This is a genomic window from Pedobacter sp. L105, from assembly GCF_009765875.1.
GTDB lineage: Bacteria > Bacteroidota > Bacteroidia > Sphingobacteriales > Sphingobacteriaceae > Pedobacter.
The window spans coordinates 390,477-406,286 of the sequence record NZ_LMUP01000009.1 but is presented as its reverse complement, the minus strand read 5'-3'; the positions used below and the strand labels follow the sequence as shown (position 1 = coordinate 406,286).

Sequence of the window (15,810 nt, the reverse complement as noted above, 5' to 3'; positions counted from 1 at the left end):
CTCTTTTTGTTGTTTTTAAAATTTTACAATTAAATTGTATCACAATAAAAACATCAGGATGAAAATAGCGCTCACATCTATTTTGCTTTTCATCTGCTCCATCTCTTTTGCAGAAAAATCATTCCTGTTACTGGCGACGACAGAGTTGAACCACTTAGTATTGTTTTCAGGCTCGCAGGAAATCCAGAATACAATACCAACTTCGCAAAAAGCTATGTTGATGATATCAATAATTACTTTGGCAGGTACAAGTCCTACGCTGTAGTTGGATACGCCAAAAAACTGGCTGAAGAAAAAGGAATCGGTTATTCGAAGGTCATGTTCCTGGCCGTTCATTTAACCTCGTCCAATAACAGATTCTATCTAATCAAAGAAAAAGAAAATACCCTTGAATATTAAGATAATAATGCACAACAGATTGATTCATCAATACGGGAAATCACCATCAATTTTGATAGTGAATTAATGGCAGTGATTCAGTAAGTCCGGATTAACTTCTACCTGGCCATAAATGCACTGAACTAGCCACAGATTAATACAAAAAGCACATCTCATCATCATCTTCAATTAATTATCCGATCTAAAAACACGTATTAATCTCCCCATGCTTCAGGTATAAATACGCCATTGGGTTAAAACGTGTCATCTACCTTTAGTCAGTATTAGAATATAGTATTTCTATTATAAGGTGAATTGTGTGGATAAAAAATGATAAATGAAAGGAAGAGATGAATTTACCTATAAACAGGCCGACATTATCAAAGACCTGCTAAAATCTTCCCGGGAAGTTGACAAGGCAGAGCAGAAGGTAATAAGTTTTGAGCTTAACCAGTTGCATCAATTTTTCATTTCAGACTTTACAGATTCACGCAGAGGGTTCACCACCGATAATTTTGATGAATTGGTTTCATCAGGAAAAATAACCATAAAAGACTAATCCGTCTCTCCATGATACCTGAAAAAGAGAAAAAAAAATTGATCACTATCCTGTCCAGATCTCATCAGATTGAAAAATATGACGAGGTGAATCTGGAGATCACTAAAAATTTATATAAAGAATATGGGGTCATTATTAGGAAATTATACTGGAAAGAGCCCAATGTTTTTGGCAATTTTTACAGATATGACCTATCTGAAATTAAAAGCCGTATTAAAGAAGTAAATGAACAAGAATATCATGATGCCAAACAGGAAAGCTTCATTTCTTTTAAAGCTCAGTTAGAACAGTCCATTACAAGCTCCATAGAATACATTACCAATTATATTCTCCAGGAATAAGCCAGCCTCTGCCAAAAGTAGCGATTTACCAATTCTGTTACCTGCCCATTATTGTACGAACAAATACAATCCGGGTTTGTTAAGAGATTTCTATGTCTAAATCATCTACTATGAAAAAACAAGAAGAACTATATCAGGAAGCGAATAAACCCATTGAAAACAGCAGACGCAATTTTATAAAAGTAGCCGGGATAGGATTGGCTGCAACCACCCTTCTGAATACAGCCCTGCCGTCTGCGGCACATGCCCAAACAAATAGAGGTGACCAGGCAATTGACGAAACCGACCCGGTAAAACTTAAAGAGATTAACGATGCCAGTGAAAAACCAACCGGAGCGATACCCAGTGCCCTCCGGCCAGCCAAACGTATAGGTTATGCCATCGTTGGCCTCGGCCATTTATCCTTAAACCAGATCTTACCGGGAATGGTGAAATGTAAATTTTCCAAACCTGTGGCTTTGGTAAGCGGAGATGCGGCAAAAGCACAAAAAGTAGCTTTACAATATGGTATCAATCCAAAAAATATTTATAACTATCAGAACTTCGATGAGATTAAGAACAACCCAGAAATCGATGTAGTCTATATCGTGCTGCCTAATGCTATGCACGAAGAATTTACTGTACGGGCGGCCAAAGCAGGTAAACACATCCTCTGCGAAAAACCAATGTCAGTTTCTTCTGCTTCGGCAGCGCGGATGATTGCTGCCTGTAAAAAATCCGACCGTAAGCTGATGATCGCTTACCGTATACAATACGAACCCAATAGCCACCAGGTGATGAAATGGACGCGCGGTGAACAGTTTGGAAAAGTACGTGTAATTGATGCATTCAATGCCCAAAACATTGGCGATCCGGAACAATGGCGTTTAAAAAAGGCATTATCCGGCGGCGGTTCACTGCCTGATATAGGGTTGTATAACTTGAACACCTCAAGATTTATTTTAGGCGAAGAACCTGAAATGGTTGTTGCTTCTACTTATTCTACCCCAGGTGATATCAGGTTTAAAGAAGTAGAAGAAACAGTAATGTTTCAGCTGTTCTTCCCCAGCGGGGCCATATCCAACAATACGTGTTCCTATGGCATCCACGAATCAAGGTATTACCGGTGTAATGCAAATAAAGGGGCACACTTTGGTGTAGATAATGCATTTACTTATAATGGCCTGCAACTTAAATTATCACAGGTACAGGGTAAAATGGAGCTAAAAAGCGAACCTTCCTTAGGGCCGGAAAAAGATCAGTTTACACTGGAAATAGATCACATGTCTGACTGCGTTTTACACAACAAAACACCCTTTACCCCCGGCGAAGAAGGCCTTCAGGATCATAAACTCATGGAAGCAATTTACGAATCTGCCAGAACACAGCGGCCAGTGAAATTAGAAAAGATCACCGGGCTTGATGTTTTTAGAGGAACGCGGCCAGTAGAGCAGCAATAACATTCATTAGCAAATTACCTATTAATTTATATAGATAAATCGATATATTTGGTTAAAGTCATCTATAAAAGCCTCTTAAATACGGCATAGTATTCGAAAATGAAGGATAGCCGAAAAACCCTGCTCATTACCTTAACCCTTGGAATTTTAACGGCTATCAGCTCCATATCGATAGACCTATATCTGCCAGCGTTTCCCGTAATGGCGGCTTATTTTCAGGTACCTATTGTACGTATAGAAACTACTGTTACCCTCTTCCTCTTTGGAATGTGTTTCGGACAGCTGATCATTGGTCCGCTGTCCGATATATGGGGAAGAAAAATCCCTTTAAGGATAGGCATGGCTATTTATGTGGTTTGCAGCATTTGCTGTATGCTTACCCACTCTTATCTTCTTTTTTTAGGTTTAAGATTTATTCAGGGTCTTGCCGGGAGTTCCTGTCAGGTAATTTCCCGGGCACTGGTCAGCGACCTCTACAAGGGGAGACAGGCAGCGCAAATATTTAGCCTGTTACAGATCCTGATGGGTATTTCCCCTATCATAGCCCCAATTATCGGAGGTTTACTGGCTGAAACCAATACCTGGAAATATCTGTTTTTGATTATGGCTATCGTCTCGGGAGTTGGCTTAATTGGTTGTGTTACTATTCTTCCCGAAGGGAAATTAGCGTTATTAAATAAATCGGTCAAACTTCGGTCTATAGGTTCGGCTTACCGTTATTGTATCAAAAGTCCTGCTTTTATCAATTATGCCCTGGTAAGAGCTGTCAGCAACAGTGCAGCTTTTTCTTTTGTTACAGCGTCACCATTTGTACTTACTCAAATTTACAAGTTAAGTAAAGGGCAGTTTGGCTTTGTTTTCTCTGGTTTTGCACTGGGCATCATTTTTATCGGATTTATCAATAACCGTTTACTACTTAAATCAGACATCAAAACAATTATTAGAAATGCTATTATTGTACAGCTGCTTGCAGGACTTGCGGCTATTCTTGTTGTTTATTTCAATGGCTCCCTTTTGCTGTTACTCGTTCCGGTTTTTATATTTCTGGCTATGCTCAGTTTTATTTTATCAAATTCTACGGCCTTATACCTGAATGCTGTTTCTTCGCATGGCGGCGCCGCTTCTGCCTTGGTAGGGTCTATGAGTTACCTTTCTGCCTTTTTGATTACATCTCTGCTTAGCTTGCTGTATAATAAAACGGCCTATCCTATGCTTTTAATGATGATTGCATGTGCTATGGTAGCCATTGGCTGTTTACTTTACAGGAGACGCTGAGTTGATATGCAGTTTTTTCACCAGCCAGGGCAATGTAAGCCCCTGACCTATTAAAGTAAACAGAACTACCATAATGGAAATAAAAACAATTGCACTGCGAAATGGAAAGGGGCTGCCATCGCCTAGCGTATGTGGTAAACCAATGGCGATAGCCAGGGAAACGATCCCCCTCATGCCAGACCAGCTTATGATCAGGCTATTTTTAAAATCAAGCAGTACATTTTCAGTGATCTTATGTTTCTTCTTTTGAAAAGCTTTCTGCAAATTAAGCTGTTGCAAAAACACCCTTGCTATACGGATAGTTAACGCGACCAGCGTGATGACGAAGGCATAGCCCACATAAGGATAAATATCATTTTGAGGAATATTTTTAGCAATATAAGGAAACTGTAATCCGATCAGGATAAAGATCAATCCGTTGAGCAGGAATACAATCACGTCCCATATACCTTTAGATTGCAGCCTTAGCTCCGGTTTTACCACTTTCTGTTTACCCAGATAAGAAATCCCAATTCCCAGTGTCACCACCGCAATCACACCAGAAACATGCAGTTGTTCGGCCACCAGATAAGTAACAAATGGCATCAGCAACAAAAAGCCCATCGTTACCGGTGGATTATGATTTACCCTGCTTAAGATAGCACCCAGAACCCTCATCATGACAAATCCTACCAGAAACCCGCCAACCATCAGGATGCCAAACTCCAGGGAGGCTTTCCAGAATACAAAAGCCGTTCCCGTTACCGCAGCTACTGCAAAACGGTAAACTACCAGTGCCGAAGCATCATTTACCAGGCTCTCCCCTTCCAGGATCGTATTTGTATTATTTGATATGCCTAAACCTTTGGTGATGCTCATGGCAGCTACTGCATCTGTAGCCGAAAGAATAGCCCCTAAAACAAAAGAAAGCGGCCAGGCCATTCCTTCAATCATATAATGCGCCACAGCTGCAATACCAAGCGCAGTAAAAAAAACCAGTGAGATAGACAATGTGCCAATGGTATTGATATTGGCTTTAAACTCATTAAATGAGATATGAAAAGCTGCATCATATAAAAGCGGTGGCAGGAAAATCAGGAAAACTATTTCAGAATTTAATTCAATATTCGGAAGCATAGGGATAAAGCCAATCCCTATACCGGCAATGATCAGTAAAATTGGATATGGCAGTTTGATCTTATCGGCCACTGCCGAAAGGCCAATCATAATAACCAGAATAAAAATAACAATACTATAATTTTCCATACCCTTTAAATAACATCAGACCTGCAGCACCTTCCACAAAACTAATATTATTAATCACATTGGCGGGATGGCACCTAATAATATCGCTGATAATATTTACAAGAAATTGGGCATAATAGCGATGGCTTCCTTTAAACGAATGATAGAGTTTATCTCTCCGGTAGCCCAGGGCTCAGATTTATGGTTTACTGTTTGTGACCAGGTTTTAAATGAGTTACGGGGCGATATATGCAACAGTCCATCTGTTCCCTTTTCCATATATTTATCAGGATTACCCGCCCAATGAATCGTTTGCAACTGCCCTGGTTTAAACCAGATAATGTATTCTCTCTTTTTCCTGTTCAGGAATGATACCATCATGCCACTACAAATATCACTGTAAGCAAGCGCGGCCGGATAGTGTAAAGAAAGATGGTCCGTATTAAAATTTACAGCCAAATCGCTTTTTGACAACCACTTGAGCAATTGCTTAATTTGGCTGTCATGAGGTAGAATTCCTAATTTCGTTATTTGACCTTCGCAAACTAATAGTACTCCGCTTACGTCGGCAATATCGAGCAGGGTAACGTCATTATTGGTCAAAGCCTTTATCATATCTGAACTCTCCAGCAGTATTAACGTTAATTCTTTAAGGCTGTTTTTAAACTTGTCATCAACAAACAGGCTTTGTTCATTTTGCTTAAAATCCAGCACAGCAGATAAAATCTGACCGGTAAGTTTAGCAGATTCCCTTGCTGTATAATCAACAAAGCAGGGTGTATAATTATGACAGGCAATTAACCCCCAGAGTTCGCTATTATAGATCAGGGAAATACTAAAACTGGAAGCCACGCCCATGTTTTTTAAATACTGAATATGGATTGGTGATACGGCGCGAAGCTGTGCATTGGTTAAATCCAGCGGTTCAGCATCTGCAATATTGGTCACGATTTTTGAAGGGATGCTGTTCACATCAACAATTTGCCTGACAAGGTTAATCTTATACATTTCCCTCGCCTGCTTTGGGATATCTGAAGCCGGATAATGAAGCCCGATCCATGGTTCCAACCCATCATTTTTAGCTTCACACAGCACCTCTCCGTGTCCGTCTTCAGCAAAGCGATAGATCATTACCCGGTCAAAGTGAATAATATCTTTCACCTGTTTTACCGACCTGTTCATTATATAGTAGAGATCCTTGTACGATGCAATTTCCGCAATTTCACGCTTACCTATCTTATGTGGTTTTAACTTTACGATTAAAGAAGCAGGTTCAAATTCAAGGAGCAAATACTCACCAGAAACTGATATAATTAAATGATAAGCGATACCTCGTATATTGATAAGATGAGGATTAATTTGGGGAATACTATTCTTCCTTTCTTTACTGGTTAGCAGGTTGATCATGGAATCCAGATCGGCTGTATTTCCCACTGCCAACTGCAGGCTTTGTAATGACTTACCCAGGAAATCTGTGGCAGTACAATTTAAGAAATCACTAATATTCTCACTTAAAAAGCTGATGATCCCGTTTTTATCGATAACAATTAAAAAACCATGTGACTGGATTTTTCCTGGAATATGAATAAGCTCACGATCACAATTACTTAAATCTACTTGCAAATCAGCCATATTCAGGATATTAGTATCTCCAAATATCAATTAATTAAATGGCGATAAGCAATTTATCGTTAACTAAATGTTTAAACTTAGAATAAAAAGCTATAAACACCCTATATTTAACATACAATGCTAAGTTGTTCAGGCCGAACAAAAAATACGGGTAACATGGTCTGCTATTAAAAGCAATTATCCTTCTACCTGTTCAACATCATCTTTTGGTTCCCAAAGCTCGATGATATTTCCCTCAGGATCGAGTATATGGACAAACTTGCCATAATCGTATGCTGCAATTTCATCAACAATAGTCACGTTTTCCTTTTTTAATTCATCTACCAGTGCTGCGATATTTTCCACCCTGTAGTTAATCATAAATGGCTTGGTCGATGGGCTGAAGTATTTGGTATCCTGTGGAAAGGTAGACCATGTTGTAGATCCTTTTTTTGAAGGATCATCGGCGTCCCGCCATTCAAACGTTGTTCCGTATTCACTGGTATCCAATCCTAGGTTTTTGGCATACCATTCATTCATACCTTTTGGATTATCAGATTTAAAAAATACGCCACCAAGCCCTGTTACTTTTTTCATATTTAGACGTGTTATATAATTAATATTTAAATTGATGAAAAGCGATATATCATATTGGAAATCAACGTCACAAACAGCAGTTAACATCAGTGAAATTTCTCTCTATATACACCCTTTCAAGCAATTTCCATCTATTTTTGGACATTACCAAATCTGTTTTCAAACCTTCTGTTAATGCTGACAGCAATTTCAAGTTATATCTATCGAGACAAAAAATAGCTGATTATTAAGCAATTGAGCTTTCAGGGGGCAATAAAATCTGCATTTGTTGATTCTGGAATGATCTCCTGGAAGCTTAAAAGAAAAAGGATACAAAACAATGATCTGCTAAATCATATTAAATACCTTTTAGCTTCATAATACGTGTTACAGAGAACATATATTCATCTGCCTGACACCCTAAGTATAGTGGCCTCAGGCAGATGAATTTAAGAAATTGATTAGGCTTCATTTTCAGGAAAATCTGCACCCAGGGAAAGGTCTTTCCATGCGTTAAAATTTTCTTTCAACTCATCGATCTTCTTAAAGGCCAAATCAAAAGCGGGCTTGCCTAATAATAAACGCAGCTGATGGTCTTTTGCTTCCACAGCCTTGATGATGGCTTCACTTCCTCTAACCGGGTCACCTATTTGTTTACCGCTATTGTCTTTGGCTGCTTTCATGCGCACACCTACGGTTTCATCATAAGCAGGTATTTTTGAATGGGTATCAGAAGTTGAGCGTCCTGACCAGTCGGTACGGAATGGCCCTGGTTCAACAATTAATACCTTAACACCAAATGGCGCGACTTCTTTAGAAAGCGATTCAGATAAACCTTCTACCGCAAACTTAGTGGCGTGGTAATAACCTGTAGAAGTAAAGGCCATTAAACCGCCAATAGAAGAGAAATTAACGATATGACCGCTTTTACTTTCACGCATTGCGGGTAACACTGCCTGTATCACATTCACCAACCCAAAAAAGTTAGTTTCAAATTGTGCCCTTATCTTATCTTCTTCACCTTCTTCGATACTGGTGAAATAACCATAACCGGCGTTATTAACTAATACATCAATCTGACCAAAGGTCTCTTGTGCTTTGGTTACTGCAGCCTTAACCTGATCTTTTTTGGTAACATCCAGGGCAATTACCAAAGAAGTATTTTCATATCCTTCTACAATATCTTTTACCTGATCAGCATTTCTTGCTGTTACAACTGCATTCCATCCTCTTTTTAATATCAGTTTGGCCAGTTCTCTCCCAAAACCTGTAGAGCAACCGGTAATAAACCAAACCGGGTTATTTGTTTTTTCCATGATTGTAAATTTAATCTTTATTATAAACGGTATAGTCTTAATGACTGCTGTTACAACACAGAACCCGGATTTCTGTTTGTAACTTTAAAAGTACTTACAGGAAAAAATATAATATGATTATCCAATCATTTCATAATTGGTCTTCATTGCAATTATAATGGATGTTAATTAAATGTTTCCAATATTTTCCGGTATTTTTTATTCTTTACAACAACCAGAGCATCACGTAAGATCTCCCCATCATTATCATTAAACCTGGCGCAATAATGGTTAAATAAAAGAATGATCATCTTATCCTTCAAAACGGCATTGTATATCCTCTTCACCCTTTCATAAACAATATGATAATCGACAGTCTTAAAATCCATTAAAACTTCTGTTTTTATCTTTTCAAGCATAAAAAGAGCATATTCCTTAGAATCGGATAAAACACGATCAGGAATATTTCTTGTAAAGTCAAATTTATAATTATCTGAAAAGTTCTTCGATAACTGTTCAAAGCCTAACAAATCTTTTTTATAGAGTTGATCATGTAATTTAACCTGTAAATCAGAATACAGATATTTGCCCAGGCTTCCCAATACATCGGCATGCAATAAATGATAAGAATAATCTGACATTTCTGGCTGGTACTTTTCTATTAAATCATATAATAAGTTGGTATATCTTAACGGTTTGTTACCTGCCTGATGCTGATTATCATTTGCAAATTCTGGCAGCACTTTAACCATATCCGTTTCTTTAGCATATAGAAATTCATTCTGACATCTGTACTTTGCAGAACCTAAGCCGGAAAAGTCAAGATCATAAATATTGGGTACATCCGTTTTACTTATCTTAATTCTAACGCGGTCGCCCGGCTCAAAATGAAATTCCCTGGCCACCGTTACATCCATTAGATATCCCGTTAACAACAATGAAAAATATAAAGCTCCGGATTGATCTTTCAATTCGAAGATATAAGTGTTATCTATACCAGATCTTGCGTGTATTATTGTTTTCCCCTTATCTGACAAGTCATATTGGTCTATCCCTTTCTCATAAAGCGCTAGAAATGGTTTGCTGGTTATCCCCTCTTCCAAAACCACTTCAAATAGTATATTCTTTGCAGACAATGTGCCTTTAGCAGGACTACCTTTGGCGACTTCACTCAATAAAACCGGTGCAGGGGTTAAATTTAAAATGGATTTCATAAGTGTTCATTTTAAGCGTTAGTATTTATGAATTTGCTGTAATTCGCTGTTGAAATTATTACACAGCTTGAACCAGCTGGTATGGCCTTTCTTTTGGATTGCGCTAGCGCAGGACGGTTTAAACAAGAATTACTCAATAGAATAAGGAGCAGAATGACTCCTTCTCTGGGCGAAAATTTCAGACATAGTAATTCCCTTAAGCGATTTTTTGCTTTCATTTTTTGAGAATTTTAAAGGTTATTTTGGAAAGATCAGAAGGTTTTTACAGGTAAATAGGAAAAAATACACAGCGGCCGGTACGTATTACCAGTAACCAACCTAAATTGCCCGACCGCGTGTGTATTCAATGTCAATCAGGGGGTTCGATAATGTTTTTGAATGAATGGATAGGGTTAATTCTCATTGTAGTATATATTTAGTTTTCCAAAAATTGGACAAAGCATGGCCATTACGGCTTTTTAGATCGTTTTATTAATAACTTAGCCAGAAAAAAAAGATACTTTTTAATTAGTTAACTCCAGACAGAAATAAGTCAGCTAGGATTTTTAGGTTTTTTCGCAAATAGCACTTCAAAGCGACTTAAGCCTGCTGGTAATGCGAATAACTTGATTTTTAAATTTTTCATAATTCAATATTATTATATACATACATATCGAACCTTGAAAGCTTAAAGGAAATAGAAAAATGGACTACTCCCGTACCACAATGACACCCCCTAGGATAGGTGAAACTAAAAGTTTCTTAAGCACATGATACGGGGAGTAACCCATTTTCTATTATACAAAGATAAAGAAAACGGGTACTCTTACCATACTTTGCGCGCTTTTAGATTTCCTAGGTCTGTCATTGCAAAGTTTCTTTGGCCGAAATACCTTATAAAAGTGTACTACTTTCAATTCTTATAAAGCAAAGATATAATTCTGAATTCAAAATAACAAATAAATCGTTACAAATGAAGACAGATTTCTATTCTTTTTTGTTCTGATGGAAGAGAACGATCAGGAAAGGGCTAACATAATTGGCTCGCAAATAGAATCATTGCTTAAACAATCCGGCATTAGCATTATTGGGTTATCCTACGCTACCAACATCTCTTTAAATCATTTGAGAACCATTAAGAAAGGAAAATTTCTAATTACTGGTAAAACAGCCGGAAAAATTGCTGATTTTTTTGAAATCCCAATCGCAGAACTATTTTCGTCACACCCGATCCAACTTCCCAATTGGAAAAATATCAGTACGATTCGAGAATTCTATAATGATAATCAACATAACCCTAAATTTTTTGAAGGAAGGAAAGGGGAAAACAGTGTAAAGTATTTTTTAACGGAGAAGTTATTACCAAGCGGCTATTTACATGAAAATAGAGAGGTGTACCAAGTAAAAGCCTTTGCCAAAGATCAGTTCAATCAGGATTTTACCAGCAAAGAACTTTCTAGAGAATTGAGTAGGTTAGCCGATTCCGGAGAGCTGAATAAAGAGGATAAGACTGGGAAAAAAAGTAGTTTTTTGTACAAGCATAAAAACAAATAGAATTCCAGAAAGCAATATTACTTCTTATCTTCCAGATAAAATCAAGTACAAATTTTCAATACATATATTATTGTCTTTGATATACAAAGTAATGAAAAGATTAGCCAGAAAAGAATTTGGCACTCAAATGAAAAAATTTCGAGCTATTGCCGGGGTTTCCCAAGATGACCCTGCTAAAGCTATTGGGAGAAACCAATCCTACATGGTATCTTTTGAAAATGGTGATCACAGTATTGGAATTGATTTTATGAAAGAAATCAGTGCTTATTTTGGAGTTAAGTTTTATGATTTTGCTAATCCGGATTTCCCAATTCCAAGCAAAAGGGAACTACGCAAAAAACATAAAGGAATATCTAAATATTATTAATTTTGACTCCAGCTATGTTGATCAGGAAGCAACTCCCGGATATGCCAGAAACCTGGATATATATTTGGCATCCGACAAACTTTCTGAGCCTAAGACTTCCTGTCAGATTGCAGCTGAATACACAGAAAGGTTTTCAGAGAACATTTTACCGAGTAAAGTAACTGATATTTTGAAACGTAATCCAAGAAACAAATTAGTTGATATTTATAAGTCTGATGGAAGAAAGGCTAATATATATAAATTGAAAAAACGCAAGTAATTATAACATTGCATATTCAAATATTGACCAAGTTTATCTCCTCATCGCCGTACTTACAGGTGATTTGTACAATTGCGCCGAACGCTGTGGTGTTCTGCTGCATTGCCCTAATGCAACATAAATCAGTACAAAAATAACTATAGTTGACAGACAACCGCCGCCTAATTTTTTGGCTCCCCAGCCTGCAATAATTGTTTTGAAAAATGAGTTCATAAAATTTAGATTTCTCACACAACACCATTCTTCAGATTTAGTTTAATATCCCGAACAATTAAAATGATATGCTGTTAATACAATTCTATGTAATTAATAAATACGGTGTAGTAAATAAAATACATTTTTTCATTTTGATATATTGAACCTAATCCTATTTTACACCGTTAAAGACGTTATAACGGCTATTAATTACAACTTTTCGGTGTATGGCCGGATTATTTCCTATATGCAAATAATAATTTTTCATAGTCCCTTATAAACTTAAAAAACCTGCAAATAAATCAGGGATGAAATTTGACCAGCACATATTTATCTAATCGCTCTAACACAACACCTATGGATTTACAACAAATCAAAACGCAGCCGTTCCATGTTAAACTGGCAACAGTTTTATTTAGCCTGGTCACTTTATGTTACATCACCATTGTAGCAAAGGAAATCTTATCTCCTTTGATTTTCTCCTGTCTGTTTTCTATCCTTCTGTTGCCTTTTGCTTCCTTTTTGGAACGGAAAATAAAACTTCCGCGAAGCGCTGCATCTATGATTTCTATTCTTTCGCTATTAGGCTGCATAGCCCTGATCTTGTACATTGTAGGATCGCAGTTATCAGATCTGGGGAACGATTGGCCACAATTTCAACAGCAACTGCTTAAAACGCTGGATAACGTTCGGGATTGGGTAGCCGCTACCTTCCATGTAAATGCCAATAAACAATTGAACTACGTAAATTCTGCAACCAGTAAAATGATGGCCTCAGGAACTACGGTTATAGGCGCCACACTATTGTCTTTATCTTCCTTGCTCCTGTTTTTTGTTTTTACTTTTATCTACACATTCTTCTTTCTGTTATACAGGAAACTGATTATGAAATTTTTATTGTCTGTATTCCTGGATGAAAATTCCAATGTAGTGCATGACATTATTGAGAAGGTACAGCATATGATTAGAAAGTATATCATTGGTTTACTCATAGAGATGGCCATTGTTTCTACTGTAGTCTGCCTGGTGTTCTGGTTACTGGGTATCAAGTATGCCATTTTATTGGGGCTGCTGACCGGTCTGTTTAATATTATACCTTATATAGGCATCTTTTCTGCCCTGGTGATTAGTTCCCTCGTTACCTTCGCAACGGCTACAGCGGTTTCTAAAGTGATAATGGTGGCCGCTACATTAGTAGTTACACACCTGGTAGACAGCAATGTGCTTCTGCCAGTGGTAGTAGGCTCTAAAGTCAGGATCAATGCGCTGGTAACTGTATTGGGAGTAATCATTGGAGAAATGATCTGGGGCATCCCTGGTATGTTTCTTTCCATTCCAGTAGTTGCGGTGCTCAAAATTATTTTCGACCGTGTAGATGGCTTAAAACCCTGGGGTATTATTCTTGGAGATGAAGATTACAAACCAAGTAAACTGGCCACAAAACTGGAAACCAGGAAAAAATAATAGACGCAGATATAAAGAAATAGCCATTATTACACTACCCCAGTGTAATAATGGCTAGCTGTTTTGAGAAGATCTATTCCGCTGATGAATCTTCTTTTTTAATGACCAGCGTACCTTCAGTTTGTACCGGTCTGTTTGAACCCGTACCATTGGTATCAGGCAATTTTTCTTCCTCATTTTTACTGACGAGCTGATCTAATTGGGTAGTAGGGTTAACATCATCCTGATTGTGCAGCTTCGCATTATCTTGCTCTTCCATATCGTTATTTTTTTAGTTAAACACTCCCGGCTAAATAGTGTTTCAAAAAAACCGGCACAAAAGGATAAAAAAGCGCCCGAAGAGCAAGAGAGCAATCCTGCTTATTGTAACAGGCAGGCATGAATAAATTTCTCTAACTGTTCATCCATTGCCTTATTTTTATCTATTAATTTATGGATAGTAATCTCTTCCGGGGTAACCGTTACATGATAAAGTTCGGTGCCATGCACATCCTGAATGGAAGTAGAATCTTCTGTAAGACCGTAACTTAATGCCTTCTTGTACTTTATTCCTTCTTTTAGGAATTGAGGAAATGTACTTTTTAAAATATCGTACAATAACTTTGCGGGGATCTTTTTTATATTTCTAAATGTTGTCATCTCGGGAGCTGTTAATTTCTTTTAAAAACCCACAACCGGTTAAGGTTGCGGGTCATGTTTCTCATCAACAAAGTTTCTCGCTCCTTCATTAATGAATAGATACTAAATAAACATGTTTTATAAACCGGATGATGAACGTATGCCGGATAAATTTGTTCCGGATAATATTTAAATTCATACACCCTAAAGTTGTGCAGAAAATAGTATTGTAAAAAGCTATACATCACAGAAGCCTTAACAAATGATATTAAGGCTTCTGTATAAGAAAAAAATTTTGTCCTTATAAAGGAAGATACTTATCCGGCCTTTACTGTAATAAATTCAATCAGGTTCTCTTCCAGTAATTCTGTATTGTAATTCCCTTCTGTTGCAAGGTTAACGATCTCAATATTATCATCAGATATAGTTAGCGTAAATACAATCTCTTCAATAATTTCAGGAAAATGAATATTAATTACATCAGCAACATGTGCATACTCTATACTTAAGTTTGCATCCAGTGCAGCATTAATATAATCGGCAAATTCTTTTTTTAAAATATCATATAATGATTCAGGGCTAAGTGCCGGCAGGTTTTCTATAGTTATCATATTGTTTTTCTTAAGATAACCAATAATAATGCCTGATTGTTTAAACTGACCCTGCCGATAACCCTTACTGATCCTTTAATTCTATCCATACAGGAGCGTGGTCACTTGTCTTTTCCCAGCCACGCACATCAAGGTTTACTCCACCGGCCACCAAACGGCTGTCAAGCTCCGGGTTTAACAGAAAATGATCAATACGCAGTCCTGCATTTCTGCCATAGGCATTGCGGAAATAATCAAAAAAGGTATAAATGGTTTCTCCGCGATAGAGCTTACGGATGGCATCTGTCCATCCCTGTGCGATAAGTGTATGGAAAGCAGAGCGGACTTCAGGCCTGAACAGGGCATCAGTAACCCATCTTTCTGGTTTATACGCATCAAGCTCTGTAGGTATTACATTATAATCGCCTGTTAATACTACTGGCTTTCCTGATGCCAGCAATGTAGCAGCATGAACGGTAAATTGTTTAAACCAGCGTAATTTATAATCAAATTTTGGCCCGGGAGCAGGATTGCCATTGGGTAGATACAAGCAGCCCACTACAATGCCATTGACTATCGCTTCGATATAACGGCTCTGCGTATCGTCAGGATCTATGGGCAGCCCTCTTCTCACCTCTTTGATATCGCCGCTGCGCGACAAAATAGCTACACCGTTCCAGCTTTTTTGCCCATGCCAGATGGCATGATAACCTGCATCCTGTATTGCTTTTTCAGGGAATTTGTCCTGCGGTGCTTTGAGTTCCTGTAAACAAACAATATCTGGTGCGGTTTCTTCGAGCCAGCGAAGCAATACAGGCAAACGTCCGTTTATTCCATTGACGTTATAAGTGGCGATCTTCATGTTTTATATT

At 37.8% G+C, this 15,810-nt stretch carries 18 protein-coding genes; 8 read left to right on the top strand and 10 right to left on the bottom strand.

Translation table 11 applies throughout. The features are described 5' to 3' along the window. Positions 1 to 75: 75 nt before the first annotated feature. The 5 genes from GSQ84_RS28470 (at position 76) to GSQ84_RS20110 (ending at position 3,992) form a co-directional block, all read left to right on the top strand. Positions 76 to 399, top strand: coding sequence for a DUF4932 domain-containing protein (locus GSQ84_RS28470; RefSeq protein ID WP_158799382.1), 324 nt, complete (start codon positions 76 to 78; stop codon positions 397 to 399). Between the two features lie 316 nt (positions 400 to 715). After that, positions 716 to 937, top strand: a complete 222-nt coding sequence (locus GSQ84_RS20125) for a hypothetical protein (RefSeq protein WP_158799137.1) — start codon at positions 716 to 718, stop codon at positions 935 to 937. Between the two features lie 11 nt (positions 938 to 948). Then, positions 949 to 1,278, top strand: coding sequence for a hypothetical protein (locus GSQ84_RS20120; RefSeq protein WP_158799136.1), 330 nt, complete (start codon positions 949 to 951; stop codon positions 1,276 to 1,278). Positions 1,279 to 1,388: 110 nt separating this feature from the next. Beyond that, on the top strand, positions 1,389 to 2,717 hold the full coding sequence (locus GSQ84_RS20115) for a Gfo/Idh/MocA family protein (RefSeq protein ID WP_158799135.1): 1,329 nt from the start codon (positions 1,389 to 1,391) through the stop codon (positions 2,715 to 2,717). Between the two features lie 99 nt (positions 2,718 to 2,816). Beyond that, entirely contained in the window at positions 2,817 to 3,992 is a 1,176-nt protein-coding gene (locus GSQ84_RS20110; RefSeq protein ID WP_158799134.1) for a multidrug effflux MFS transporter, read from the top strand. Here the strand turns inward: GSQ84_RS20110 and GSQ84_RS20105 are convergent. The 5 genes from GSQ84_RS20105 to GSQ84_RS20085 all read right to left on the bottom strand — a co-directional run bounded on the left by GSQ84_RS20105 (position 3,972) and on the right by GSQ84_RS20085 (position 9,912). Then, positions 3,972 to 5,237: a Na+/H+ antiporter gene (locus GSQ84_RS20105; RefSeq protein ID WP_158799133.1), complete on the bottom strand. Its 1,266-nt coding sequence runs from the start codon at positions 5,235 to 5,237 to the stop codon at positions 3,972 to 3,974. The genes GSQ84_RS20110 and GSQ84_RS20105 overlap by 21 nt on opposite strands. 96 nt (positions 5,238 to 5,333) lie before the next feature. Further along, positions 5,334 to 6,848, bottom strand: coding sequence for a GAF domain-containing protein (locus tag GSQ84_RS20100; protein ID WP_158799132.1), 1,515 nt, complete (start codon positions 6,846 to 6,848; stop codon positions 5,334 to 5,336). Between the two features lie 177 nt (positions 6,849 to 7,025). Next, entirely contained in the window at positions 7,026 to 7,424 is a 399-nt protein-coding gene (locus tag GSQ84_RS20095) for a VOC family protein (RefSeq protein ID WP_158799131.1), read from the bottom strand. 440 nt (positions 7,425 to 7,864) lie between these two features. Then, positions 7,865 to 8,719: an oxidoreductase gene (locus GSQ84_RS20090; protein WP_158799130.1), complete on the bottom strand. Its 855-nt coding sequence runs from the start codon at positions 8,717 to 8,719 to the stop codon at positions 7,865 to 7,867. A gap of 164 nt (positions 8,720 to 8,883) precedes the next feature. Further along, positions 8,884 to 9,912, bottom strand: a complete 1,029-nt coding sequence (locus tag GSQ84_RS20085; RefSeq protein ID WP_158799129.1) for a hypothetical protein — start codon at positions 9,910 to 9,912, stop codon at positions 8,884 to 8,886. 984 nt (positions 9,913 to 10,896) lie between these two features. On the opposite strand from GSQ84_RS20085, the gene GSQ84_RS20080 reads away from it, so the two are divergent. Together GSQ84_RS20080 and GSQ84_RS20075 are read left to right on the top strand one after the other, a co-directional pair. Continuing rightward, entirely contained in the window at positions 10,897 to 11,445 is a 549-nt protein-coding gene (locus tag GSQ84_RS20080) for a helix-turn-helix domain-containing protein (protein ID WP_158799128.1), read from the top strand. A 91-nt stretch (positions 11,446 to 11,536) separates the two neighbouring features. Next, the gene (locus GSQ84_RS20075; RefSeq protein WP_158799127.1) at positions 11,537 to 11,812 is read left to right on the top strand and encodes a helix-turn-helix transcriptional regulator; all 276 of its coding nucleotides are present in this window, start codon (positions 11,537 to 11,539) and stop codon (positions 11,810 to 11,812) included. Between the two features lie 292 nt (positions 11,813 to 12,104). Here the strand turns inward: GSQ84_RS20075 and GSQ84_RS20070 are convergent, their stop codons facing one another. Further along, a complete protein-coding gene (locus tag GSQ84_RS20070) occupies positions 12,105 to 12,284 on the bottom strand; it encodes a hypothetical protein (protein ID WP_158799126.1) in 180 nt (59 codons plus the stop codon). 339 nt (positions 12,285 to 12,623) lie between these two features. Between GSQ84_RS20070 and GSQ84_RS20065 the strand changes: the two genes are divergently transcribed. After that, the gene (locus GSQ84_RS20065) at positions 12,624 to 13,730 is read left to right on the top strand and encodes an AI-2E family transporter (protein WP_158799125.1); all 1,107 of its coding nucleotides are present in this window, start codon (positions 12,624 to 12,626) and stop codon (positions 13,728 to 13,730) included. Between the two features lie 73 nt (positions 13,731 to 13,803). Here GSQ84_RS20065 and GSQ84_RS20060 read toward each other — a convergent pair whose 3' ends face one another. The 4 genes from GSQ84_RS20060 to xth form a co-directional block, all read right to left on the bottom strand. Beyond that, on the bottom strand, positions 13,804 to 13,989 hold the full coding sequence (locus GSQ84_RS20060; protein ID WP_158799124.1) for a hypothetical protein: 186 nt from the start codon (positions 13,987 to 13,989) through the stop codon (positions 13,804 to 13,806). Between the two features lie 101 nt (positions 13,990 to 14,090). After that, entirely contained in the window at positions 14,091 to 14,369 is a 279-nt protein-coding gene (locus tag GSQ84_RS20055; protein WP_158799123.1) for a hypothetical protein, read from the bottom strand. A gap of 296 nt (positions 14,370 to 14,665) precedes the next feature. Beyond that, positions 14,666 to 14,959: a hypothetical protein gene (locus tag GSQ84_RS20050; RefSeq protein WP_158799122.1), complete on the bottom strand. Its 294-nt coding sequence runs from the start codon at positions 14,957 to 14,959 to the stop codon at positions 14,666 to 14,668. A gap of 64 nt (positions 14,960 to 15,023) precedes the next feature. Further along, the gene (gene xth / locus GSQ84_RS20045) at positions 15,024 to 15,800 is read right to left on the bottom strand and encodes an exodeoxyribonuclease III (protein ID WP_158799121.1); all 777 of its coding nucleotides are present in this window, start codon (positions 15,798 to 15,800) and stop codon (positions 15,024 to 15,026) included. Positions 15,801 to 15,810: the final 10 nt, after the last annotated feature.

Coding starts and splice junctions, on each gene's coding strand:
- GSQ84_RS20075 (WP_158799127.1), top strand. CDS start 11,537: ATGAAAAGATTAGCCAGAAAAGAATTTGGCACTCAAATGAAAAAATTT.
- GSQ84_RS20120 (WP_158799136.1), top strand. CDS start 949: ATGATACCTGAAAAAGAGAAAAAAAAATTGATCACTATCCTGTCCAGA.
- GSQ84_RS20100 (WP_158799132.1), bottom strand. CDS start 6,848: ATGGCTGATTTGCAAGTAGATTTAAGTAATTGTGATCGTGAGCTTATT.
- GSQ84_RS20115 (WP_158799135.1), top strand. CDS start 1,389: ATGAAAAAACAAGAAGAACTATATCAGGAAGCGAATAAACCCATTGAA.
- GSQ84_RS20050 (WP_158799122.1), bottom strand. CDS start 14,959: ATGATAACTATAGAAAACCTGCCGGCACTTAGCCCTGAATCATTATAT.
- GSQ84_RS20080 (WP_158799128.1), top strand. CDS start 10,897: ATGGAAGAGAACGATCAGGAAAGGGCTAACATAATTGGCTCGCAAATA.
- GSQ84_RS20055 (WP_158799123.1), bottom strand. CDS start 14,369: ATGACAACATTTAGAAATATAAAAAAGATCCCCGCAAAGTTATTGTAC.
- GSQ84_RS20110 (WP_158799134.1), top strand. CDS start 2,817: ATGAAGGATAGCCGAAAAACCCTGCTCATTACCTTAACCCTTGGAATT.
- GSQ84_RS20070 (WP_158799126.1), bottom strand. CDS start 12,284: ATGAACTCATTTTTCAAAACAATTATTGCAGGCTGGGGAGCCAAAAAA.
- GSQ84_RS20105 (WP_158799133.1), bottom strand. CDS start 5,237: ATGGAAAATTATAGTATTGTTATTTTTATTCTGGTTATTATGATTGGC.
- GSQ84_RS20125 (WP_158799137.1), top strand. CDS start 716: ATGAAAGGAAGAGATGAATTTACCTATAAACAGGCCGACATTATCAAA.
- GSQ84_RS20060 (WP_158799124.1), bottom strand. CDS start 13,989: ATGGAAGAGCAAGATAATGCGAAGCTGCACAATCAGGATGATGTTAAC.
- GSQ84_RS20065 (WP_158799125.1), top strand. CDS start 12,624: ATGGATTTACAACAAATCAAAACGCAGCCGTTCCATGTTAAACTGGCA.
- GSQ84_RS20095 (WP_158799131.1), bottom strand. CDS start 7,424: ATGAAAAAAGTAACAGGGCTTGGTGGCGTATTTTTTAAATCTGATAAT.
- GSQ84_RS20085 (WP_158799129.1), bottom strand. CDS start 9,912: ATGAAATCCATTTTAAATTTAACCCCTGCACCGGTTTTATTGAGTGAA.
- xth (WP_158799121.1), bottom strand. CDS start 15,800: ATGAAGATCGCCACTTATAACGTCAATGGAATAAACGGACGTTTGCCT.
- GSQ84_RS20090 (WP_158799130.1), bottom strand. CDS start 8,719: ATGGAAAAAACAAATAACCCGGTTTGGTTTATTACCGGTTGCTCTACA.